Raw genomic sequence first — 22,002 nt, 5'->3', positions numbered from 1 at the left:
TTTGTCCTTTCTGTATTAAGAAAAATCATAAAGTTGTGGATAAGTATGGCACTCAGGATGTTTAGGATGACAGATCGCTCGACCAAAATAAATCATAGCTTGATGAGCCTTTAGCCACAAGTCTGGTGGCAAGACCTCCATGACTCTTTTTTCCACTTCCAAAGGGGTAGCTGATTTTTTGACGATATCATGGTGCTTGCAGATGCGCTCCACATGGGTATCCACAGCAAAAGCAGGAATCCCAAAGCCCACACTCATGACCACATTGGCTGTCTTTCGCCCGACACCCGCTAGACTGGTCAGCTCTTCTCTAGTTTGTGGGACTTGCCCATCAAAGTCAGCAAGGAGCTGCTGGGCACATTTTTTGAGAAACTTTGCCTTGTTGCGATAAAGCCCTAGCCTTGAGATATAGGCAGCTATCTCCTCTTCGCTGGCTGCTGCCATCTTCTCAGGTGTTGGAAGGGCATTAAATAAAGCTGGGGTCGCCTTATTGACCGCTGCATCAGTGGTCTGGGCAGACAGCATGACGGCTACCAAGAGTTCAAAATGATTGGTAAAATCAAGGCTGGGCTTGGCATCGGGAAAGAGGGCGATAATTTCTTCGATGACTTTTCTGGCACGTTTTTTAGATAAGACCATCGATTTCTTCTCCTCTTTCTTTAGCGGCTTGTTCACGCTCTAAGCGGTATTTGCGGTTAGGATTTAAGGTGTTAAAGAGTTCTTCTAGCTTTTCCTTGGTCCAGATATCCGCCGCAGAAACAAAGTTGCCGTCCTTATCTTTAAACGATATTGGTTTATCTCCCATAATCCCATCCTAATCCACAAATTCAAATTCAAAATTGCCGATACGCACAGTATCTCCGTCTCTTGCTCCACGCTCACGTAGCGCCTCATCCACTCCCATAGCCCTAAGCTGTCTTGCAAATTTCATGAGTGACTCGTCACGCTCAAGATTGGTCATGCTAAAGAGTTTTTCCAGCTTCTCACCCGATAGTACCCAAGCCGCATCATCTGCCCGAGAAATTTCAAAGGCTTTTTCCTCCTCATGAAATCCATAATAAGCCGCTTCTTCCAGCTCATCAATCTCGTAAAGCGCAAACTCGTCTGTTACCTTAAGCAGATCTGCCGTCGCTTCAAGAAGGGCATCTAAGCCCTTATGGGCTACGCTTGAAATAGGGAAAATCTGTGGCAGCTCATCAAATTCATCATAGTTGGCTGCCAATTTTTCCTTGAAAATCTTGAGGTTTTCCTCAGATTCTGGCATATCCATTTTATTGGCAACGATGAGTTGCGGACGCTCCATAAGACGGAGATTATAAGTTTCCAGTTCCTTGTTAATCGCTAAGTAATCCTCATAAGGATCACGTCCCTCGCTTGCTGCCATATCAATGATATGAAGAATCACTCGAGTGCGCTCAATGTGACGCAAAAACTGTGTCCCAAGCCCTACACCTTGGCTGGCTCCTTCGATGAGACCGGGGAGATCTGCCACGACAAAGCTCTCACCAGACTTGGTTTGGACCATGCCGATATTAGGCACAATGGTGGTGAAGTGATAGGCACCAATCTTTGGCTTAGCTGCTGAGATGACACTCAAGAGAGTGGATTTCCCAACAGACGGAAAACCAACCAAACCCACATCAGCCAAGAGTTTCAACTCCAAGAGCAATTCTCTTTCTTCACCAGGTTCACCGTTTTCAGAAATCTCAGGAGCGGGATTTCGAGGGGTAGCAAAGCGGATATTGCCACGACCCCCACGACCGCCTTTTGCCACGACATATTCTTGTCCATTTTCAATCAAGTCAGCTAAAATTTTCCCTGTTTCTTGATCTTTGACCAGGGTTCCTGGTGGTACTTTGACCAAAAGATCCTCTGCCCCTCTACCGTGCATGCCTTTGGTCATGCCTTTTTCACCATCTTTTGCCTTAAATTTACGATTATAACGAAAATCCATGAGGGTGCGAAGTCCCTCATCAACGACAAAAATCACATTGCCACCACGGCCACCATCACCGCCCCAAGGACCGCCATTTGGCACATACTTTTCACGGCGAAAGGCCACCATGCCATCGCCACCACGACCTGCCTTGACGCTGATCTTGGCTGTGTCTAAAAACATACTCATTGTTTCTCCTTCATTCTAAAAAAGGCAGGCATGCGTCTTTTTTGTTGAACATGCCTACCACCATTTTTAATTGTCTTAGTTTGCTAGCGAGGTAATGGCTGTCAAAACCAACGCCCCAACTGTAATCACTAGCATGATGACCACAACAACTAGGGTCAAAATTTCAAACGGTGTTTTTTTTCTTGTTTCATTGTCACCAAAAGCCATGTTTCTACCTCTATTTTACAAAATCTGTTCTCCTCTATCCTATCATAAAATAAACTAAGACGCAACCAAGAGCTGTCTGGTGGAGAGATGATTTTTAAGTGTCTTTTGCGCTCAAATATGGTATCATGGAATCAATATATGAAAAGGAGAGTGGCCCTATGACCCTACCACAATTTGATCAATTATTAGACAAATACGCTGACCTTTTGATTAAAAAAGGCATCAATATCGAAAAAGGACAAACCCTCATCATCACCATTGATGTCAGACAGTACGCTTTTGCAAGACTCTTGACCAAAAAAGCCTATGACAGAGGGGCTAGCGAGGTCTTCGTTGACTATACCGACGAGGTGATCACAAAGGATAAACTCCTCTACGCTGATGAAGATCGTCTAGCAAACGTCCCACAATACCTGATTGACAAATCCGACTACCTCATCGGTAAGAAAGCCAAACGCTTGGTAGTGCGCTCGGCAGATCCCGGTGCATTTGCTGGAGTAGATGCCAAACGCCTTTCAACTTACAACCAAGCTATGGCTAAGGCTTTGGAAAATCAACGTATTGCCACCCAAGCCAACAAAGTCAGCTGGAACTTAGTGGCAGCGGCTGGACCAGAATGGGCTGCGATGGTCTTTCCAGAACTCACGAGCGAAGAAGAGCAGATGGATGCCCTTTGGGACGCTATCTTTAAGATGAACCGTGTCTATGACGAGGACCCTATCGCAGCTTGGGACAAGCACGAACAAACCTTGACCGAAAAAGCGAAAATCCTCAACGACTGGCAATTTGACGCCCTTCACTACACCGCACCTGGAACAGACCTCATCCTTGGGATGCCCGAAAATCACGTCTGGGAGGCAGCAGGAGCGCTCAATGCAGACGGTGAAGCCTTCATTGCCAACATGCCAACCGAAGAAGTCTTTACCGCTCCTGACTACCGCAGGGCTGATGGCTATGTGTCTAGCACCAAGCCCCTCAGCTATGCGGGTGTCGTGATTGAGGACATGACCTTTACCTTTAAGGACGGACAAATCGTGGATGTGACGGCAAAAAAAGGCGAAGAAACCCTCAAGCGCTTGATTGAGGATCATGATGGGGCTCGGTCCCTCGGTGAGGTGGCGCTAGTCCCTCACAAAACACCAATTTCCCTTTCTGGTCTGACTTTCTTTAACACTCTTTTTGATGAAAATGCTTCGAACCACTTGGCAATCGGCTCTGCCTATGCCCACAGCGTCAAAGGTGGCGTGGATATGACCCAAGAGGAACTAAAAGCAGCTGGACTCAACCGCTCAACGGCTCACGTGGACTTTATGATTGGTTCAGACAAGATGGATATTGACGGCATCACTAAGGACGGCAAGCGCGTGCCGATCTTCCGTGGTGGTGAGTGGGCTATCTAGGAAAGTAGGACGATATGATTGGCAGTTTATTTGTTGGTTTTCTCATCGCCTTGATCGCATCAAGCATCACGAATCGCGGAGAAAGCATGGGCTGTATCGGAAAAATCATCCTTGGTCTTTTAGGAGCTAGCCTTGGACAACTCCTCTTTGGTGATTGGGGACCAAAACTTCTTGGAACCGCTATTGTGCCTTCTATTTTAGGTGCTGTCATTCTTCTTACGATTTTTTGGAGAAGACATTCTTAATAAAAACAACGCATCCCCCATTTCATAAGAGATGGGGGATTGATTTATAGCTGATCCAGCTGTTCTTTGAAGGCTTGTAATTCTGGAGTTAAAGGCTGGTGCTTATGATAAGCATAACTGACATAAAAGGGGAGATATTCATCTTTGGCTTGAGGGATTTTTACCAAATCCTCAAAAGCAGGGGAAAAAGCAGCACTACTTAAAAAACTAATGCCTAAATTCTCACGAATCATCTGACTAATAAGGATAAAGTCATCCACCAACAAGACCGAATCCAATACCCGAGAACCAAGCACTTTTTGAAAAGCCTGCAAATGGATATAATGCTCATCCAAGACGATGAGGTGTTCTTTTTCAATATCTGCCACTCTCAAAAAGGACGCTGGGCAAGCGGGTGTTCCTTGGCTAAAACAAAATAAAAAGGGCATTCATAGAGGGAGTGACTAACCAAATCAGGATGTTTGATTGCTTCAAAGCTCCCAAGCAGGCTAAAATCCAACTCACCTTTGTCTAAAAGCGACAACAAGTCAGCCGAACCCTTTCTTACCAACTCCACCCTTTGAAAAAAGGACCAGTCTGGCATGTGATGATGAAGTTTAGAAAACAAATCCGTTGAAATAATGGGAGGAAAACCAAGTAATTGACGCTTTTGCTTGGAGCGTTCGATAGCCTTTTGAGCTTGATTGAGATTTCCCAAAATGCTAGATAGATGTCTGGCTAAGATTTCCCCTTGTGGGCTTAGTTGACTCACTCTATTTCCCACCGTTTTTTCAACCAAAGTCGCTCCAAAACGTTGTTCCAAACGTTTGATGGCGTAGGTCACTGTTGGTTGTGTGACACCAAAATACCGTGCTACTTCTGTGAAAGACTTGAGCTTGCTGAGTTGATAAAAATATTCCAAATCTTTGGTATTCATACCCCTTCTCCTTATAAAGAAATATTATCGTTTCTAGGCAAGTTGACTATATCCCTTCTCCTAGCGTACAATAAAACCGCTCAAGATAACGGACGTTCTATCTAATCCACCTGATCAAGGATGCTTTCAAAAATCGATAGAAATGTGAGTTGTTGCTCTTTGGGCAGCTGCTTGAGTTTCATAGCCAGTCGCCTCAAGGGAAGAGTCTCGGAATCTTTTGAAACACTTAGCTTAGAAAAATCAAAAAATTCCTCAATGGTCAAATCCAGTGCTGTGATGACCTTTTCAAGCGTCTGAAGGCTGGTATTGTGGGTTTGGTTTTCGAGTTGGTTGATAAATTTTAACCCTAGACCAGCTTTTTCAGATAAGGCTTCTTGACTCAACCCTTTGGCTTGTCTATGAATTTTGACTTGATTGGCCACATACTTTTGTAAATCATTTGCTTTATCCATACTTATAGGATACAAGTTTCCCAATCATTCAGTAACAAGTTATTTCGTACATTGTATTATTTTTAAAACTTTTGTGCTATAATCATATCTAATACCAAAATAAAAGGAGGATTTCCTATGAAAGGATACCAAATCTTAAACAACCCATTTCTCAATAAAGGGACAGCCTTTACCTTAGAAGAAAGAAAAGAGTACGGGCTTATCGGTCTGCTCCCACCGCAGGTGCAAACCTTAAAAGAGCAAGCCAAGCAAACCTACGCTCAATATCAGAAAAAAGGGAGCGACCTTGAAAAACGTCATTTTTTGATGGAGATTTTCAATACCAATCGCACGCTCTTTTACTATCTTTTTAAAGAGCATATCGTTGAGTTCAATCCCATCGTCTATGATCCAGTGATTGCAGAAAGCATCGAGCATTATAGTGAACTCTTCATCGATCCACAGTATGCTGCTTTTTTGGATATCAATCATCCTGAATTGATTCGAGAAAGCCTTGAAAATGCTGCTGAAGATCGTGACATTCGCTTGATTGTGGTAACAGACGCTGAAGGGATTCTAGGAATTGGTGACTGGGGCACGCAAGGGGTGGATATTTCTATCGGCAAACTCATGATTTATACCGCAGCTGCTGGTATTGATCCTAAAAGTGTCCTGCCTGTTGTGATTGACGCTGGAACCAATCGAGAGACCTTGTTAGAAGATCCGCTTTATTTAGGAAACCATCACAAACGCATTGACGCAGAGCCGTATCATGCTTTTATTGATCAGTTTGTTGAAACGGCAGAAGAGCTTTTCCCAAAACTGTATTTGCATTTTGAGGATTTTGGTAGAAGCAATGCTGCACCGATCCTTAATCGCTATAAGGACAAACTTCCTGTGTTTAACGATGACATCGAAGGCACTGGAATTGTGACCTTGGCAGGAATTTTTGGGGCACTTGCCATTTCAAAGGAAAAACTGACTGATCAAATCTATCTCTGCTATGGTGGGGGATCTGCTGGTGCTGGGATTGCTCATAGGGTCTTGCTTGAGATGATGGCTGAGGGATTGAGTGAAGAAGAGGCCTATAAGCATTTCTTTATGGTGGATAAAGAAGGGCTCTTATTTGATGACATGGAGGGCCTCACTCCAGCCCAACGTCCTTTTGCCAAAAAACGTGCGGATTTTCCTGCTGATGTGGACTATACCAATCTACTTGACGTCGTTAAGACCGTAAAACCAACCATTCTGGTCGGCACCTCTACTCAACCTAAGACCTTCACCAAAGAAATCGTAGAGAGCATGTGTCAATTCACGCAGCGTCCGATCATCTTCCCTCTTAGCAATCCAACCAAGCTGGCTGAGGCTTCTGCAAAAGACCTCATCACTTGGTCAGATGGTAAAGCCTTGGTGGCAACTGGAATTCCATCTGATGCCGTGGAGTATAAAGGGGTGAGCTATACGATTGGTCAAGCCAACAATTCCCTCATTTACCCAGGAATAGGGCTTGGAATGCTGGCTTCTGAGGCAAAACTTTTGACCGATGAGATGATTTCAGCTGCCGCTCACTCCCTCACAGGAATTGTCGATTTCGATCAAAAAGGCGCAGCTGTCTTGCCTCCTGTTGAAAAGTTACATGACTTTTCACTTAATGTTGCGCTTGCTGTGGCAAACAAAGCCAAGGAACAGGGGCTTTCTCGTACGTCTGAAAAGGATATGACCAAAGCTGTTCAAAATCTCAGATGGGAACCGAAATACTAGAGGAGGTTTTATGCTCTTGTTATCCTCTTTAGCCAGTATTTTTCCTATTTTTGCCTTGATTGCCTTAGGTTATGTATTGGCTCAAAAGGGTTGGTTTCAAGGTGATTTTGCCCAAGAGATTTCCAATCTCATCATGAAAATCGCACTTCCTGCCTCGGTTTTTAGCGCTGTTTTAACCTATCTAGACAGGAGTAAGCTCCTTTCTTTGGCAAGTGGTCTCTTCTACACCCTAGCGATTTTCACTCTTTGCTATCTTCTTGCCTTTCTCATGATCAAGCTCTTTAGGATTCCCAAAGGCCGTCGTGGGACTTTTGTCAATACGGTAGTGAACGCCAATACCATCTTCATCGGATTGCCTTTAAATATCGCTCTTTTTGGCAATCAAGCTCTGCCTTATTTTTTGTTGTATTATGTGGCAAATACCGTTTCCACATGGACCTTGGGGAGTTATCTGATGGCAACAGATGCCCAATCAGGTGAGCGTAACTCGAGCCATTTTGACTGGAAAAAGCTCTTTTCTCCGCCTTTAATCGGATTTCTCCTTGCTTTGCTCCTGCTTTTAGCTGGGCTTTCACTACCAAGTTTTGTCAACCAAAGTCTCACTTATCTCGGCAATCTTGTGACACCTTTAGCGCTTCTTTACATCGGAATTAGCTTGGCTAAATCTGGATTTTCTTCCCTGCATTTAGATAAGGATACCCTTTTAGCCCTTGTGGGACGCTTTATTCTAGCGCCCGCGGTGACCATTTTCATCTTACTCTTTTTTGGAAATGATTTGCCAGAACTAGAAAGCAAAATCTTTATCATCCAGTCAGCAGCTCCCGCTCTTGCCATTTTACCTATCTTAGCCCAGCAAGGAAAAGGGGATGTGGACTATGCGACGAATCTAGTGACGTGGAGCACTCTTTTGTTCTTGCTTGTTGTGCCCATCATGTCAAGCCCCAGATAAAATGGACAGTTAAAAAAGTTAGTTTTTTAGAAGGTATGCTTCCCTAAATTCTAAGGGAGTCATACCTTTTAATTTTTCTTGTGGTCTGTGGCAATTATACCAGTCGATGTATTCCCTGATTTGTTGGACGAGGGCTTCCCTATCCTCAGGTGGAAATAGTCTCAAGGATTCACTCTTCAAGTGGGAAAAGAAATTCTCGCATGCCGCATTATCATAACAATTTCCCTTGCCAGAATGAGAAATGGTCACACCGTATTGATCTAATTTTCGGAGATACTGTTGATTGGTATATTGAAAACCTTGGTCAGAATGAAGAACACAGACTTTGGTTGAATCCCAAGAATCGTGAAAGACCTGATCTATATTGTCAAAAACTAACTTGTTATCATTGAAATCTGATAGCGTATAGGCTAAAATGGAATTGTCATAACAATCTTTTATGACACTTAAGAACATCCTCCCTTGTTTGTGGTAAACGTAGCTAACATCTGTCGTCAGTTTTTGGAGAGGGCGTTCTGCTTTAAAGTTTCGGGCAAGCATGTTGTAGTGGACGTGTCTTGCCTTTTCATTTATCTCTCGTTGCGTGCAGGATTGGTACCGCTTCTTCCGAATCGGAGACCGATGACCAAGAATACGCATATAGCGCAAGACAGTTTTAGGGTTAGGATAAAGTTGATAGTGTCTTCTCAGTTGATAAGAGATGAAGCGATAGCCTTTTTGAGTGTCATGGAAGATAGCTGTAATCTTTTGGGCTAAGTTCGCATCAAACTGCTTATAGATTGGTCTCCCCTTGCTCAACCAAAGGTAGTAGGAAGACCTAGGAAAGCCCAAATAGGCACATAAAGAGGAGACTGAGTAACGATCTTTCAACTGCTCCACGACTTGATAGAGGTGGACTCTTCTCACGGATTGAGGAGAGTCCTTAAGGTCTTTAAAATTGCATTCTCCATTCGTAGATAAGCATTCTGTTCCTCTAGGGTCATCTCCTCTATATTCCTTGTCTTGGGACGACCAGTGGACTTCCTACCTCGTAAATCTTGGGAGAGTAAAGTAGGGTCTTCTCGGTATTTTCTTGTCCAAGTCAAAACTTGGTTGTCTGATTTTAACCCATATTTTTTGACAATAGAAGGCATCCCTCCGCTCTTTCCACTGAGGTAGTCTTCCACTACCTGTAATTTGAACTCGGGTGGATATTTGGTGAACTTGCTTCCTTTTTTAGCCATAAAAAAAGAACCTCCTTATATGAACAGTATATAACTTTTTTATACTGTCCATTATAAGCGGTTCTTTTCATCATTCAACTCTTTTTCTAAAACAAAACTGCGAAAATTTTCTTTTCGCAGTTTTTCTTATTTTTCAGACAAGGCTTGAACCAAAAGCTGTCCCATTAATTTGGGAGACCAAGGGTTTTGCCCTGTGATAATTCTACCGTCTCTGACAGCATAGGGGCTGTAAAAACGTTTCTTGCTGTAAAGAGCCCCCTGTGCCTTGAGGGCATTTTCCGTTGAAAAGGGAACTTTTTTCATAGTGCCGTTTAATATTTCTTCTGTATTGGTAAAGCCAGTTACCTTTTTACCCTCGATAAAGGGGGTGCCATCAGGCTTTTTCATGGGAAGTAAACCCACCACACCGTGGCAGACAGCAGTGACATAGCCCCCTTTTGCATAGATGCTTTCAGCGATATGTGCCAAGTCTTGGTTGTCTGGAAAATCCCACATGACACCGTGTCCGCCAGTGTAGTAGATGGCGATGTAGTCATCTGGATTGATGTGACTAGGGGCTAGGGTGTTTCCTAAAAACTGCTCCCTAAAGTCCGCTTGGTGATAGACCTTGCGGTCCACAGCGCTCATGAGGCGCATGCTATGGGGATCAAGAGGGACATAGCCGCCTTTAGGACTGACCACATCTACCTCATAACCTGCTTGTCTAACGACCTCATAAAATTCAGCCGCCTCACCTAGCCAAAGCCCAGTGAGACGCTTATTCTCTCCATATTTATCTGTATTGGTTTCAACGATTAGAATTTTCTTTTTCATCTGTCCTCTTTTCTTGTGTTGCGAATTCTTTTTCGAGAATTTCGGTCAGTTTTTTTAAATCCCCAATCATCCGCTCTAGATTGACTCGGTAATATCTGTTTCTCCCTTCTTTGCGATAACTCAAGACACCTGCTTGGGTCAAGAGTTTGAGATGATGGGAGATCGTGGGAGCAGATAAGGACGAGCCCTCTACTATCTCAGACACGCTCAGCTCCCCTTGCTTGGTCAGCTGCGTGACAATCTCTTGCCTATGGCAATCACGTAGCATATCAAATACAGGCGCACATTGGTTAAATACCGATAAACAATATTCTTGCATCTTCTTCTCCTTCGTCTTTGGCGGCTTGTGGGATGAGGCTGTCACTCCTTAATGGTAGCGGTATGAGAGGGGGATAACTCCCTTTCCTACTATGTTCATGCGAGCCTTCGTCGCTTGATGGAGAATCCTCTTTCTTTTTATCATTTGAAAAATTTAAAACCATTTTACCTTGATTTCATTTCCCTGTCAAGCTGCTTTCTTGGAAAAGAATGAGAACCACTTTCTCCAATTTCAATAATGTTCGTTTATTTCACGTTTTCATTTGCTTTATTCTATCCAATCATTTATACTATTAAAGGAAACCTTAACCAAAACTTAAAGGAGAAGAACATGTCTAAACATCGCTTGTTAAAATGCTCAGCTATCCTCGGTGCAGCTATGACGCTATCCTTTGCCCAGCAGGCAAAAGCACAAGAAAATAGCACACCAAGCACGCCAGAAACCAAACTCAATACAGAAACTTTATCCAATCAAGCTGAGTCAAACACCCTTCAAACACCTGCAGAAAACGAACAACCAAGTGCTATCGCACCAGTTGAAGGGCAAGAGGTCAATGTTCGGATTTTAGCAACAACGGATTTACACACTAACTTGGTCAACTACGACTACTATCAGGATAAACCCGTCGAAACCCTAGGTCTAGCTAAGACCGCACTTTTGATTGAAGAAGCCAAAAAAGAAAATCCAAATGTGGTCATCGTAGATAACGGCGACACTATCCAAGGCACCCCACTTGGTACCTATGAAGCCGTGGTCAACCCTCTCAAAAAAGGGGAAGAACACCCTATGTATAAGGCGCTTAACGCCCTTGGCTATGATGTCGGCACTCTTGGTAACCACGAGTTTAACTACGGTCTTGACTTCCTTGATAACGTCATCAAGACAGCCAATATGCCCATCGTCAATGCTAACGTTCTTGATGCTAAAACCCAAGATTTCTTCTACCAACCTTATCAGATCCTAACCAAGACCTTTAAGGATGAAACAGGTCAGCCAGTCACCCTTAAAATCGGGGTCACAGGGATTGTCCCACCACAGATTCTCCAATGGGATAAGGCAAATCTTGAAGGCAAGGTCATCGTCAGGGATTCCGTTGATGCCATCAAGGATATGATTCCTGTCTTGCGTTCAAAAGGCGCTGACATCGTTTTGGTGCTATCTCACTCTGGTATCGGAGATGATATTTATGAACACGGCGAAGAAAATGTCGGCTACCAAATCGCTAGCTTACCTGGGGTGGATGCCGTTGTGACCGGCCACTCTCACTCTGAGTTCCCAAGCGGAAATGGCACTGGCTTTTATGAAAAACTAAAAGGTGTGGACGGCATCAATGGTAAAATCAATGGCATTCCTGTGACCATGGCTGGTAAATACGGTGATCATCTAGGAGTTATTGACCTTGATTTGACCTATCAAGATGGCAAATGGCAGGTCAAAAACAGCAAGGGCAGCATCCGAAAAATCGATACCAAATCCGACAAGGCAGATCAAACCATCATCGCTATCGCTAAACCCGCCCATGACAGCACCGTCACTTATGTGCGTGAAGAAGTGGGACAAACAACGGCTCCTATCACTAGCTATTTTGCCCTCGTCAAGGATGACCCATCCGTCCAAATCGTCAATAATGCTCAAATCTGGTACGCCAAAAAAGAACTCGCTGGCACACCAGAAGGCAAATTGCCACTACTTTCTGCGGCGGCACCTTTCAAGGCAGGAACTCGTAACGACCCAACTGCCTATACCAGCATCCCTGCTGGCCCTATCGCCATCAAAAACGTAGCTGACCTCTACCTCTACGACAATGTGACGGCTATCCTCAAGGTAACGGGCGCTCAACTCAAGGAATGGTTGGAAATGTCTGCTGGGCAATTTAACACCATTGATCCAAGCAAACAAGAACCTCAAAACTTGATTGACACCAACTTTAGAACCTACAACTTTGATGTCATTGACGGTGTGACCTATCAGATTGATGTCACCCAACCAAACAAGTATGACCGTGACGGTAAAGTGGTCAATCCAGATGCCAATCGCATCAAAGATTTGTCTTATCAAGGTAAGGCGATTGACCCTGAGCAAGAATTTATCGTGGTCAGCAACAACTACCGTGCTAATGGTAAATTCCCAGGTGTGAGAGATGCGAGCCTTAAAAAGCTCCTCAATCTAGAAAATCGCCAAGCCATCATCAACTACATCGTATCTGAAAAAACCATCAATCCAAGTGCCGATAACAACTGGACTTTTGCAGATACCATCAAAGGGTTGGATTTGCGTTTCCTTACCGCTGAAACTGCCAAAGACTTGATTGCTCATAGCCCTGACATCACTTATCTAGGCGCTTCAGACAAGGAAGGTTTTGGTAGCTATCGCTATACTTATACTGAACTTGCCCAAGCACCAACGCTTGGCAAAGACCCAGATAACGGTGTCTTGCTCCCTCAAGAAAATCACCCAAGCACAACAGCACCAAAGAAAACTCTTCACCTCTCTGATGGCAGCCGCATCACGCTACCTCACCCTCAAGAAGTAGCTAACCATCACATGACTCCAACGCATCACCAAGCAGCCAACCAAACATCTAAAACAAGTCACCAGCAACTCCCTCAAACAGGAGATAAAAACCAAGCTCTAAGTCTCCTTGGTCTAGCTAGCCTTGTCTTAGCAGGACTTGGATTCAAGAAAGTCAAACACGATTAAACAGTCCTAAAATCAGTCAGAGCAAAATCTGACTGATTTTATGCTATAATGAGGGCAAAGACTATACAAAGGAGATTGATATGATTGTTAAGAAAGAACACCCACATATCCGTGTGATTGCACCGTCCAATTCTCTCACCGCTATCGGGGGTTTTACAGCCAATCAAGCCGCTTATGATCACCTCACTGCTTTGGGATTTCATGTGAGTTTTGCCCCTCACGTTGAGGAAGTCGATGCTTTGGGTTCTTCCTCTATCGAAAGCCGTATCCATGATCTCCATCAAGCCTTCCTTGATTCTGATGTAGATATTGTCCTAAGTGTCATTGGAGGGAGTAACTGCAATGAACTCCTCCCTTATCTGGACTACGATTTGATTAAAAAACACCCTAAGATTTTCTGTGGCTATTCGGACACCACAGCTCTGCTCAATGCTATCTACACCAAAACAGGTCTTAAAACCTACATGGGACCGAGTTATTCAAGCTTTAAGATGGCAGACCTCCAAGACTATCAAACCAAAAGCTGGCTCAATGCCATCCGAGAAGAAACCTTCACCTTAATGCCTAGTACCACTTGGGGCAGCAACGCTTGGTATTTGGAGGATCCAGAGCTAACCTTTTACCCCACCCAGTGGAAGGTCTATCAAGGTGGCAGCGCTCAAGGTAGAGCTATCGGAGGCAATCTCTCCACCTTTTCTCTGTTGCGCGGCACTTCTTATGCGCCAAAACCTCGTGACTATGTCCTCTTTGTCGAAAATGCCGAAGAATATGACTACCTTGAATTTAACCGTAACTTAGCCAGCCTCTTGCAAGCCTATCCAAGTCCTAAAGCCCTTCTCATCGGGCGCTTTCCCAAAGAATGCCAAATGACTGAGGATATTCTTCGACATATCCTAGACAAGCACCCTATTCTAAAAACCATTCCTGTCCTCTATGATTTGGATTTTGCCCATACCCAACCACTTTTTACCATTCGAATTGGCGAAAATGTGCGTGTTGATAGCAAGCAGATGACCATCCAGTTTGGAAAATTGACAAATGAAGATTAAGCCCTTACCATAAAAAAGCAAGGTCTTTTGAAAGGAGAAACACTATGACTAACATGGCATGCGTCACAGGTGCCACCTCAGGATTTGGCACCGCCATTTGCCGAACCTTGGTAACTGCTGGCTACCGCGTCATCGGAACTGGACGACGAAAAAAGCGTCTAGAAACACTCAAGGCAGAGTTGGGAGACCATTTTTTTCCACTCGCTTTTGATTTGACTGACCGCTTAGAGACACAAACAGCGCTCAGATCTCTACCTGAAAACTGGCAGGCGATTGATCTTTTGGTCAATAATGCTGGTCTAGCTTTAGGGCTTGAAGCCGCCCACCAAGCCAACCTAGATGATTGGGAACAGATGACGAAAAAGCTGCCAAAGTCTATGAAAACATCGCCTACATCACCCCACAAGACATCGCCAATATGGTCCTTTGGCTCAACCAACAGCCCGAACACGTCAACGTCAACCGTATCGAGGTCATGCCAACCGCTCAAACATTTTCACCCCTTTACGTTTCACGAGACGAAAATTAAATCAAAAAGACACCCTATCCTAAAGCAGATGAGGCATTCATCTGTTGGGATAGGGCTTTTTCTATCTCCGTCCAAATCCTGCTGGACTTTGTGGTTGACCATCTCTTTGTCCACCTGCACCCGGACCAGTCTGGGTCAGCTCAGTAAGAGTTTCACCATTGACCACAAGAGTTCCACCCGTATAGCTTCCTTTGCCATCATAGTCAAAGGCAGACTGGGCAGTAATCGCAATCTCGCCTCCTGTAATGGTGAGGTCGCCGTTAGAATCAATGGCATCCGTATCACCTGCACCGACCGCTACCTTGATCTTGCCTCCTGAAATGGTAATGGCTACCCCATCTTGGGACTCGCCTGGTACACTTTCACCTTTTTGGGAGTCACTAGCATTGATTCCATCATCAGAAGCAGTGAGATCTAGCTCTCCGCCTGTGATGGTCACGGTTTTGCCTTCAAGAGCCTCGTAACTCTTTGTTACCGTTATTTTTCCACCTGTGATGAGAGCGGCATTTGAGGCATGGATGCCGTCATCACCCGCTTCTATGGTCACCGTTCCCGACTCCATATAGACATTTCCAAGACTGGTGTCCTCGTCGTTATCTGCGTGAATGGCATCCTCTGTTGCGGTGAGCTGGAGGGTCGCCTCCTTAATATTGAGGGCATCATTGGCAGAAAGGGCGTGTTTTTGCCCTGTAAGGGTATAAGTACCACCAGTAATTCTGAGGTCGTCATTGCTCTCAATCGCATTGGCATAGTTGCCCGTAACCGTAAGACTGCCTGAACCATTGAGGGTCAGATCATCCTTGCTGTAAATGGCAGCATCATATTGCGTGTTGCTGTGGTTTGAGCTATCTGAAATACTATTTTTGGTGCCCTCTGCTAGGGTCAAAAAGGTCTTGTCCGCATTTTCCACCACAATCGCCGCATCATCTCCGGTCATGGTGACACCATTTAGGACGATTTGCACCTTATCGGTGTCGCTCGTCTTAACCACGACTTGCACTCCTTGGCTAGAGCCAGATAGGACATAGGTCCCCGCCTTGGTGATGGTCACCGTTTGACCACTGACTTTTGCTCCCTCTCCTTCCACTTGGGCGCTAGCACCTTTGAGCGCAATCTTTGTAGCTGTCTTTTCATCATAGGATGCATCGCTATCACGCGCAGAAAAATATTGACTTTTAGTGCTTGTTTGGGTGGTCTGTGTCGTTTGACTAGCGCTGCTGGTGCTATTTTGATTTGTCCCAGAGCTACAAGCCCCAAGGAGTAAGCTGGATAAAAGTAGGGGAAAGATTGTTTTTCTTAGTTTTTTCATGGGAAATCCTTTCTATAATTCATTTTCCTTGGTCACATAACGGCTGAGGGAAATCTCTAGATTGCCATTTCTCGTTCTGAGTTTATCGATAAAGGCTTTTTCAGATAGCTGACCGTTAAGACCAACCACATACTTGAGCTTAAATAGGCTACCCATATCAGAGGTTTTGACCGTGAGCAGCTCCGTGTGATTGGTCGCTTCCTTGAAAATATCCTCAAAAATCGTGTCATAGTCCAAACTTTCTGGAATCACGATGGTCAACTGCCTCAGACTCTCTTTCATTTGCCCAAAGTTTAGCCTTTCAAGCAACACCATGACCCCAGACAGTAACAGCGTCAGAACACAAGCCAGAACCAAATAGCCCATCCCAACTGCAATCCCGATGGTCATGGCTAGAAAAATAGCTAAAAGCTCTTTTGCCCCACCCGGTGCTGAACGAAAGCGAATCAAACTAAAGGCACCCATAACCGCCACCCCAGCGCCCAAGGAACCATTGACCAAGAAAATCACCACCGCAATCAGGCTAGGCAGCAAGACCAAACTCATAACAAAGGACTTGGTGTAGATACTCTTATACTGGTAGCTCTTGGCTAAGAGAATACCAAGAAGCAGAGAGACAAAGAGAGCTAACAACATCTCCAAACCACCCACACTAGTATCTGGAAAGACATCTAAAAATAGGGAATCAAGCATATAAAACTCCTTTATAGTTGGTCGTTTTTTTGTAAGCGACACCGTACTTAGAAAAAGACTGAGGGAAGATCTGGTGCTGGTCTAAAATCTCAGATAACCACAAGGGGTAGCTGCCTGGCACCTTGACCTCCATGATGACCCACCCCTCATCTAAGAGGGGAAGCCCGTATCGCTTGCTATCTAGTGTCAAGTCACTTCTGCGGTAGAGCAGGTCGTAGTCAATGGTAATGCGAACCGCCTCATCCTCTAAACCCTTTAACGAATAGCGACTATAATAGATATACATCATAGGAGCTAGCTCTCCGTAGCGCTGAATCAGCCAGTCTAACTCACTTTTAATCTGACTCTCTGCTAGCTGGTCCTCACCGACTAGATAGCCCTGTGCTTGAGCGATGGGAGCTGTAATTCGCCTTTTATAGACGATTTTCTTGACCTTTTTCTTGATTTCAAGAAAGGCTTGACTATCCTGACTTGGCGCATGGTCGTAGGTCCGAATCCGCAGCTTTTCCTTAAAATAAGGTTTTTCCAAAGACTCACGAATCATGCGAAAGTTGGGCGTGTCGTAGTAGAGATTGCTAATGGTGGAGTGCGCGTGCTCATCCTCTCTCATGTACTGGAACAGGTCTAGAAAAAGCCCACATAAATCTTTCTTTTTAACCAGATACTTAGTTTCATAGCGTTGAAATTTATCCTTAAAGGTCGTTTTTGACATGATCTTATCCCCGTTTCTTTTGAATAATATTAGGATAAAGGATAAAACTTAAGAAAAAATGAAAGAAATCTGAAACAAAACTAAATTAAATTGTATATTTAAATTTTAAAATCGATAATTCTCAACAAAAAAGAACCCCAAATTAGGGTTCTTACTAAGTTATCCGCTACTAGATGGGGCAAAACCTTTAACGTGTGATCGCTTGATCCGTCGTTAATAAAGAGGTAATAGAGGTTTTCGCCTAGATTTTCTGCGATTTTTTCACTTCCTCATAAGAGAGGGGAATGCTTTCTTCTTCATTATAGCAAGACACGATAATGTCTAACCTTCCCTCTCCTTTTTAGTGATTTCCCAGATATTTTTTAGCTTCTTCTAGGATGGGTAGCTCACGATTTGCCACCAAACGAGCGATAGGTGTAACCGCATTTTTGTGATAAGAAGCGATTGCCTCGTCTAAGCTTAAAAGGACTGTTTTTAGCTGAAAATCGTCTTTTTCAGCTTGCGTCAGTTCTTTTTTAGTAAACTGCTCAATCTGGCACAAAAAATAATGCGTGATATTGTGTCTATGAATCAGGTTGTAATAATCACTGACCACTCCAAGTTTTTGAACGATCTCTACCACAACACCTAACTCTTCTTTTAGTTCCCTTTGCAGCGCTGCTTCAAGATTTTCTCCCTCTTCGACACCACCACCTGCTGTTTCAATAAAAGTTGCTCGCCCAAAATCATCGTCCCTATGGACTTCTACAAAGTAAAACTGTCTCTTTTGGTCAAAAACTATCCCTCTAGCAATCATGCGGTCGTGATCTATATGCGTCTTTTTCCACTCAGTATCTTCAAGCTCTAGGAAAACTGTCACGATTTAATGACCTCTTGTGTTTTAGCGTAGTTGGCTTCGACAGCTTCCTTGTCTTTTTTCCACCAATCTTCATTAGCGGTGTACCACTGGATGGTTTCCTTGAGACCTGCTTCAAAGTTGGTAAATTCTGGTTTCCAGCCTAGCTCGTCACGCAGTTTTGAGGCGTCAATAGCGTAGCGCAAATCATGTCCAGCACGATCGGTCACATGGTCATAAGCATCAGGTGCTTGTCCCATTTCCTTGAGAATGAGTTCCAAGACTTCCTTATTGCTCTTTTCACCGTCTGCACCGATTAGGTAAGTTTCACCGATTTTTCCTTTAGTGAGAATGGTCCAGACACCTGATGAGTGATCGTTGGTGTGGATCCAGTCACGGACGTTTTTCCCTTCGCCGTAGAGTTTTGGCTTGATGCCACTTAGGATATTGGTGATTTGACGTGGGATAAACTTCTCAATATGTTGGTAAGGACCATAGTTATTTGAACAGTTAGAAATGGTCGCTTTGACCCCAAAAGAACGCACCCATGCTTTGACAATCAAATCAGAAGCTGCCTTGGTCGAAGAGTAAGGCGAGCTTGGATTGTACTTGGTTTCTGCGGTGAATTTTTCCCCAAAACCTTCTCCGTGACCTGGTAAATCCTCACGCAGTGGAAGATCCCCGTAAACCTCGTCAGTTGAAACGTGGTGGAAACGCAAATCATACTTTCTCGCCGCCTCTAAAAGCGTATAAGTCCCAATAAAGTTGGTATAGATAAAAGGACTTGGGTCATTGAGAGAGTTGTCATTGTGGCTTTCAGCCGCATAGTGGACGATAGCGTCCGCTTTTTGGGCTAAGCGATCCACCAGCTCAGCGTCCGCAATATCTCCGACAACCAGCTCCACACGCTCCCCAAGGATTTCTTCGATATTGGCACGGTTTCCAGCGTAAGTCAGCTTATCTAGCACCGTGATGTGGACATCTGGATAGTTATTGTAAACGTAATGCACAAAGTTTGAGCCGATAAAACCAGCCCCACCTGTGACGATGATGTGTTTGTATGTTGTCATGTTTTCTCCAAAAATTTTTGTTGGGCTTTTCTATCGCCCGTCATTTTCTCGTTTGGCTATCAAGCGAGCTTACAGCTCTTCTTTTTTTAGCGGTTTGACATCTTTTAAAAATGGATGCTGCTTATCCGCTTCAGAGACTTCTGCCGCTGCCACATCTTCCCATGTGATATCTAGGCTTGGGTCGGCGTAGTTGACAAAGGCATACTTAGGCTTAAGCTCTAAGGCCCAGTAGTCATTGACCAAATAAGTATAGGCAGCTTTTTCAGAAAGGACTTGAAAGCCATTTGCCACACCACGTGGGACGAAAATCCCCTTGCTGGCATCGATTACGGTCTGATAGGTGTGACCAAAAGTCTCACCCTCACGCAGATCCACCCAAGTACCTAGGACGCGTCCCTCATCAGCGATGGAGATGTATTTGTCCCAAGGCTCGGCGTGAAGACCACGAAGAACATTTTTACGTGAAAAGCTGATATTGTTTTGGAGCTTGCCTTCTTTGAAAAAACTTTCTGGAAAGCCTAAAGGCAACATTTTTTCCTTTTGGAAATTTTCCTTAAACCAGCCACGATTGTCGCCGTGAACAGGAATGTCAAATTCCAAGAGACCTGGGATGTCTTCAATTTTTTTAACTGCAAGGGTTTTGCCGAAAAATTGTTCTGTCATTAGTTATCTTCTCCAATCAAACGCAAGAGGTACTTGCCGTATTCATTTTTCTTGAGCGGTTGCGCTAGCGCATAGACCTCATCTCGTGTGATATAACCCATACGGTAGGCGATTTCTTCAAGGTTTGCCACCTGCACATTTTGCATGCGTTGCACGGTTTCGATGTATTGGGCCGCCTCTAAAAGGCTCTCATGCGTGCCTGTATCTAGCCAAGCAAAACCACGTCCCATGAGTTCGACAGAGAGGTCGCCACGCTCTAGATAAGCCTTGTTAACATCTGTGATTTCAAGCTCGCCACGTGGGCTTGGTTTGATGGTTTTTGCTATCTCAACCACGTCATTATCATAGAAATAAAGCCCTGTCACTGCATAGTGCGACTTAGGATATTCTGGTTTTTCCTCGATAGAGATGGCATTCATCTCCTTGTCAAACTCAACCACACCAAAGCGCTCTGGGTCCTTGACTTGATAGCCAAAAACAGTCGCACCTTTTTCCTTGCTGGCTGCTTTTTGCAACATTTTAGAAAGCCCTGGCCCATGGTAAATATTGTCCCCTAAGATAAGGGCAACGCTGTCATCACCGATAAAGTCCTCACCAATTAGAAAAGCCTGAGCAAGACCGTCTGGGCTTGGTTGCACAGCATAAGACAAGGAAATGCCAAACTCAGATCCATCTCCTAACAACTCCTCAAAACGTGGTAAATCCTGCGGAGTGGAGATGATGAGGATGTCTCTAATCCCTGCAAGCATAAGAGTTGAAAGCGGATAATAGACCATCGGTTTGTCATAAATGGGCATGAGCTGTTTGGAGGCAGCTCGTGTGATGGGATAAAGGCGGGTGCCTGATCCTCCTGCTAAAATAATACCTTTCATCTTAAAAGCCTTTCACGATTTTTATTGATATGCTTCCTTTATTTTATCATTTTCTCCGTCTGCTGTCATGCTCTGCCTGCAAGCCGTTTCACATAGTTTTCTATTGGATAGTCCCGAACGTCTAGGCGTGGACTGTGTCCCATAACCAGTTCTGCCAACATTTTTCCCAGTAGAGGACCTGTCGTTAGTCCTGATGAGCCTAAGCCACTGGCGGCATAAAGACGAGGAGCATCAGGAATTTGACCAAAAAATGGGCAAAAATCACTGGTATAGGCTCTCGTACCGACACGGACTGTCTTTCCTAAAGCTTCCTGCAATGGTGGAAAATAGGGAAGCGCCTCCTTTTCTAGACGGTCAAGAACAGCTTGTTCTGGTGTCAGATCAAACCCTTGATCATTTTCATGACTGGCCCCAACACTCATTTGTCCCCCAGAAAAAGGAATCACATCAATCTCTCCCTCTGGCATCAAGACAGGCGACCTATCCCAATCTGACCTTGCTAGCTGGTAATCCAAGAGCTGCCCCTTTTGCGGACGGACATCCACCTCATATCCCAAAGGAGCCAGCATCTCTCCCAACCAAGCCCCACATGCTAAAATAACCGCATCAAAAGGCTTTTCATCAACCAAATAACCTACCTCAGTCGGCTTGAGCTGCACCCGCTGACGCATCACGCAAACACCACTAGCTTCTAAGAGTGTCTCTGTCAGTAACTTCCCATCCACATGAGCGGCACCGCTAGCATAAAGAACCTGCTCTGCTCCAGCTAATCCTGAAAAAGCTAGACCCGCCTCAGCCAAAGATAACAAACGAAGCTCGCCAATCATAGGAGATTGTGCCTTCCTCTTATCTGCCAAAGCTTGTAATTCTGCCAAGCGCTTCGCATCTTTACGAAAGAGATAAGCCCCCGTTTGCTGATAAAAGTCGGTAGCATAACCGTTTTTTTCCACATCCTGGAGCAACTCGGCATAAAAGTCTGCCCCAAGCTTTGCTAAACGGTACCAAGCCTTGTGCCTGCGCTTTGAAAACCAAGGGCAGATAATACCCGCAGCAGCCCTTGTGGCCTGCCCCTCTCCGTGATCAAAAACACTAATCTCAAGATGTTCTTCTTTAGATAAATAATAAGCAGCTGTCGCACCAACGATGCCTGCCCCAATCACCGCAACTCGCATCTAGCCCCT

23 protein-coding genes and 2 pseudogenes are annotated in these 22,002 nt (G+C 44.6%); 7 read left to right on the top strand and 18 right to left on the bottom strand.

The window, feature by feature from the left end; translation table 11 throughout:
- Positions 1-15 precede the first annotated feature (15 nt).
- The 4 genes from nth to ACZ49W_RS03105 all read right to left on the bottom strand — a co-directional run bounded on the left by nth (position 16) and on the right by ACZ49W_RS03105 (position 2,332).
- Positions 16-639, bottom strand: a complete 624-nt coding sequence (nth, locus tag ACZ49W_RS03120) for an endonuclease III (RefSeq protein ID WP_464813877.1) — start codon at positions 637-639, stop codon at positions 16-18.
- The gene (locus tag ACZ49W_RS03115; protein WP_464813876.1) at positions 626-805 is read right to left on the bottom strand and encodes a hypothetical protein; all 180 of its coding nucleotides are present in this window, start codon (positions 803-805) and stop codon (positions 626-628) included. The genes nth and ACZ49W_RS03115 overlap by 14 nt, the downstream gene beginning before the upstream one ends.
- A 9-nt stretch (positions 806-814) precedes the next feature.
- Positions 815-2,125: a GTPase ObgE gene (gene obgE, locus ACZ49W_RS03110; RefSeq protein WP_464813875.1), complete on the bottom strand. Its 1,311-nt coding sequence runs from the start codon at positions 2,123-2,125 to the stop codon at positions 815-817.
- Positions 2,126-2,200: 75 nt separating this feature from the next.
- Complete coding sequence (locus ACZ49W_RS03105) at positions 2,201-2,332, bottom strand: DUF4044 domain-containing protein (protein ID WP_464813874.1); 132 nt, start codon at positions 2,330-2,332, stop codon at positions 2,201-2,203.
- A 158-nt stretch (positions 2,333-2,490) separates the two neighbouring features.
- Here ACZ49W_RS03105 and ACZ49W_RS03100 point away from each other — a divergent pair, with 158 nt between their 5' ends.
- Together ACZ49W_RS03100 and ACZ49W_RS03095 are read left to right on the top strand one after the other, a co-directional pair.
- A complete protein-coding gene (locus ACZ49W_RS03100; RefSeq protein ID WP_464813873.1) occupies positions 2,491-3,732 on the top strand; it encodes an aminopeptidase in 1,242 nt (413 codons plus the stop codon).
- Between the two features lie 14 nt (positions 3,733-3,746).
- The gene (locus tag ACZ49W_RS03095; protein ID WP_464813872.1) at positions 3,747-3,977 is read left to right on the top strand and encodes a GlsB/YeaQ/YmgE family stress response membrane protein; all 231 of its coding nucleotides are present in this window, start codon (positions 3,747-3,749) and stop codon (positions 3,975-3,977) included.
- A 44-nt stretch (positions 3,978-4,021) separates the two neighbouring features.
- On the opposite strand, the pseudogene ACZ49W_RS03090 reads toward ACZ49W_RS03095, so the two are convergent.
- A pseudogene (locus tag ACZ49W_RS03090) lies at positions 4,022-4,893 on the bottom strand (LysR family transcriptional regulator).
- A 101-nt stretch (positions 4,894-4,994) separates the two neighbouring features.
- Positions 4,995-5,345, bottom strand: a complete 351-nt coding sequence (locus tag ACZ49W_RS03085; RefSeq protein WP_464813871.1) for a helix-turn-helix domain-containing protein — start codon at positions 5,343-5,345, stop codon at positions 4,995-4,997.
- A 117-nt stretch (positions 5,346-5,462) separates the two neighbouring features.
- On the opposite strand from ACZ49W_RS03085, the gene ACZ49W_RS03080 reads away from it, so the two are divergent.
- Positions 5,463-7,085: a malolactic enzyme gene (locus ACZ49W_RS03080; protein WP_464813870.1), complete on the top strand. Its 1,623-nt coding sequence runs from the start codon at positions 5,463-5,465 to the stop codon at positions 7,083-7,085.
- A gap of 10 nt (positions 7,086-7,095) precedes the next feature.
- Positions 7,096-8,034, top strand: a complete 939-nt coding sequence (locus ACZ49W_RS03075; RefSeq protein ID WP_464813869.1) for an AEC family transporter — start codon at positions 7,096-7,098, stop codon at positions 8,032-8,034.
- Between the two features lie 18 nt (positions 8,035-8,052).
- Here ACZ49W_RS03075 and ACZ49W_RS03070 read toward each other — a convergent pair whose 3' ends face one another.
- From ACZ49W_RS03070 to ACZ49W_RS03055, 4 genes are all read right to left on the bottom strand, one after another.
- Entirely contained in the window at positions 8,053-8,940 is an 888-nt protein-coding gene (locus ACZ49W_RS03070) for an IS3 family transposase (protein WP_464813868.1), read from the bottom strand.
- Positions 8,937-9,257, bottom strand: a complete 321-nt coding sequence (locus ACZ49W_RS03065) for a transposase (protein ID WP_464813867.1) — start codon at positions 9,255-9,257, stop codon at positions 8,937-8,939. Before ACZ49W_RS03065 ends, ACZ49W_RS03070 begins: the two co-directional genes overlap by 4 nt.
- Before the next feature lie 126 nt (positions 9,258-9,383).
- Complete coding sequence (locus tag ACZ49W_RS03060; protein ID WP_464813866.1) at positions 9,384-10,070, bottom strand: type 1 glutamine amidotransferase domain-containing protein; 687 nt, start codon at positions 10,068-10,070, stop codon at positions 9,384-9,386.
- Entirely contained in the window at positions 10,045-10,389 is a 345-nt protein-coding gene (locus ACZ49W_RS03055) for an ArsR/SmtB family transcription factor (RefSeq protein WP_464813865.1), read from the bottom strand. Before ACZ49W_RS03055 ends, ACZ49W_RS03060 begins: the two co-directional genes overlap by 26 nt.
- A gap of 330 nt (positions 10,390-10,719) precedes the next feature.
- On the opposite strand from ACZ49W_RS03055, the gene ACZ49W_RS03050 reads away from it, so the two are divergent.
- The 3 genes and pseudogenes from ACZ49W_RS03050 (at position 10,720) to ACZ49W_RS03040 (ending at position 14,667) form a co-directional block, all read left to right on the top strand.
- Positions 10,720-13,089: a bifunctional 2',3'-cyclic-nucleotide 2'-phosphodiesterase/3'-nucleotidase gene (locus tag ACZ49W_RS03050; RefSeq protein WP_464813864.1), complete on the top strand. Its 2,370-nt coding sequence runs from the start codon at positions 10,720-10,722 to the stop codon at positions 13,087-13,089.
- Positions 13,090-13,169: 80 nt separating this feature from the next.
- On the top strand, positions 13,170-14,138 hold the full coding sequence (locus ACZ49W_RS03045) for a S66 family peptidase (protein WP_464813863.1): 969 nt from the start codon (positions 13,170-13,172) through the stop codon (positions 14,136-14,138).
- 44 nt (positions 14,139-14,182) lie between these two features.
- Positions 14,183-14,667 (top strand): annotated as a pseudogene (locus ACZ49W_RS03040) (SDR family NAD(P)-dependent oxidoreductase).
- A 61-nt stretch (positions 14,668-14,728) separates the two neighbouring features.
- Here the strand turns inward: ACZ49W_RS03040 and ACZ49W_RS03035 are convergent.
- From ACZ49W_RS03035 to ACZ49W_RS03000, 8 genes are all read right to left on the bottom strand, one after another.
- Entirely contained in the window at positions 14,729-15,976 is a 1,248-nt protein-coding gene (locus tag ACZ49W_RS03035) for a carbohydrate-binding domain-containing protein (protein ID WP_464813862.1), read from the bottom strand.
- A 12-nt stretch (positions 15,977-15,988) separates the two neighbouring features.
- Complete coding sequence (locus ACZ49W_RS03030) at positions 15,989-16,669, bottom strand: DUF4956 domain-containing protein (RefSeq protein WP_464813861.1); 681 nt, start codon at positions 16,667-16,669, stop codon at positions 15,989-15,991.
- Positions 16,662-17,381, bottom strand: coding sequence for a VTC domain-containing protein (locus ACZ49W_RS03025; RefSeq protein ID WP_464813860.1), 720 nt, complete (start codon positions 17,379-17,381; stop codon positions 16,662-16,664). The genes ACZ49W_RS03030 and ACZ49W_RS03025 overlap by 8 nt, the downstream gene beginning before the upstream one ends.
- Positions 17,382-17,721: 340 nt before the next feature.
- On the bottom strand, positions 17,722-18,243 hold the full coding sequence (locus tag ACZ49W_RS03020; RefSeq protein WP_464814945.1) for an NUDIX domain-containing protein: 522 nt from the start codon (positions 18,241-18,243) through the stop codon (positions 17,722-17,724).
- Positions 18,237-19,286 carry a dTDP-glucose 4,6-dehydratase gene (rfbB, locus tag ACZ49W_RS03015; RefSeq protein WP_464813859.1) on the bottom strand — a complete coding sequence of 350 codons (1,050 nt, stop codon included), beginning with the start codon at positions 19,284-19,286 and terminating at the stop codon, positions 18,237-18,239. The genes ACZ49W_RS03020 and rfbB overlap by 7 nt, the downstream gene beginning before the upstream one ends.
- A 69-nt stretch (positions 19,287-19,355) precedes the next feature.
- The gene (locus tag ACZ49W_RS03010; RefSeq protein ID WP_464813858.1) at positions 19,356-19,949 is read right to left on the bottom strand and encodes a dTDP-4-dehydrorhamnose 3,5-epimerase family protein; all 594 of its coding nucleotides are present in this window, start codon (positions 19,947-19,949) and stop codon (positions 19,356-19,358) included.
- Positions 19,949-20,821 (bottom strand): glucose-1-phosphate thymidylyltransferase RfbA, encoded by an 873-nt coding sequence (gene rfbA / locus ACZ49W_RS03005; RefSeq protein ID WP_464813857.1) that lies wholly within the window; start codon positions 20,819-20,821, stop codon positions 19,949-19,951. The genes ACZ49W_RS03010 and rfbA overlap by 1 nt, the downstream gene beginning before the upstream one ends.
- A gap of 65 nt (positions 20,822-20,886) precedes the next feature.
- Positions 20,887-21,993, bottom strand: a complete 1,107-nt coding sequence (locus tag ACZ49W_RS03000) for an NAD(P)/FAD-dependent oxidoreductase (RefSeq protein WP_464813856.1) — start codon at positions 21,991-21,993, stop codon at positions 20,887-20,889.
- Positions 21,994-22,002 lie beyond the last annotated feature (9 nt).

It is taken from the genome of Streptococcus sp. STR1/CE/0325 (genome assembly GCF_055386095.1).
Note: the sequence above shows the minus strand (reverse complement) of the source record. Positions and strands in the feature narration are given on the sequence as shown.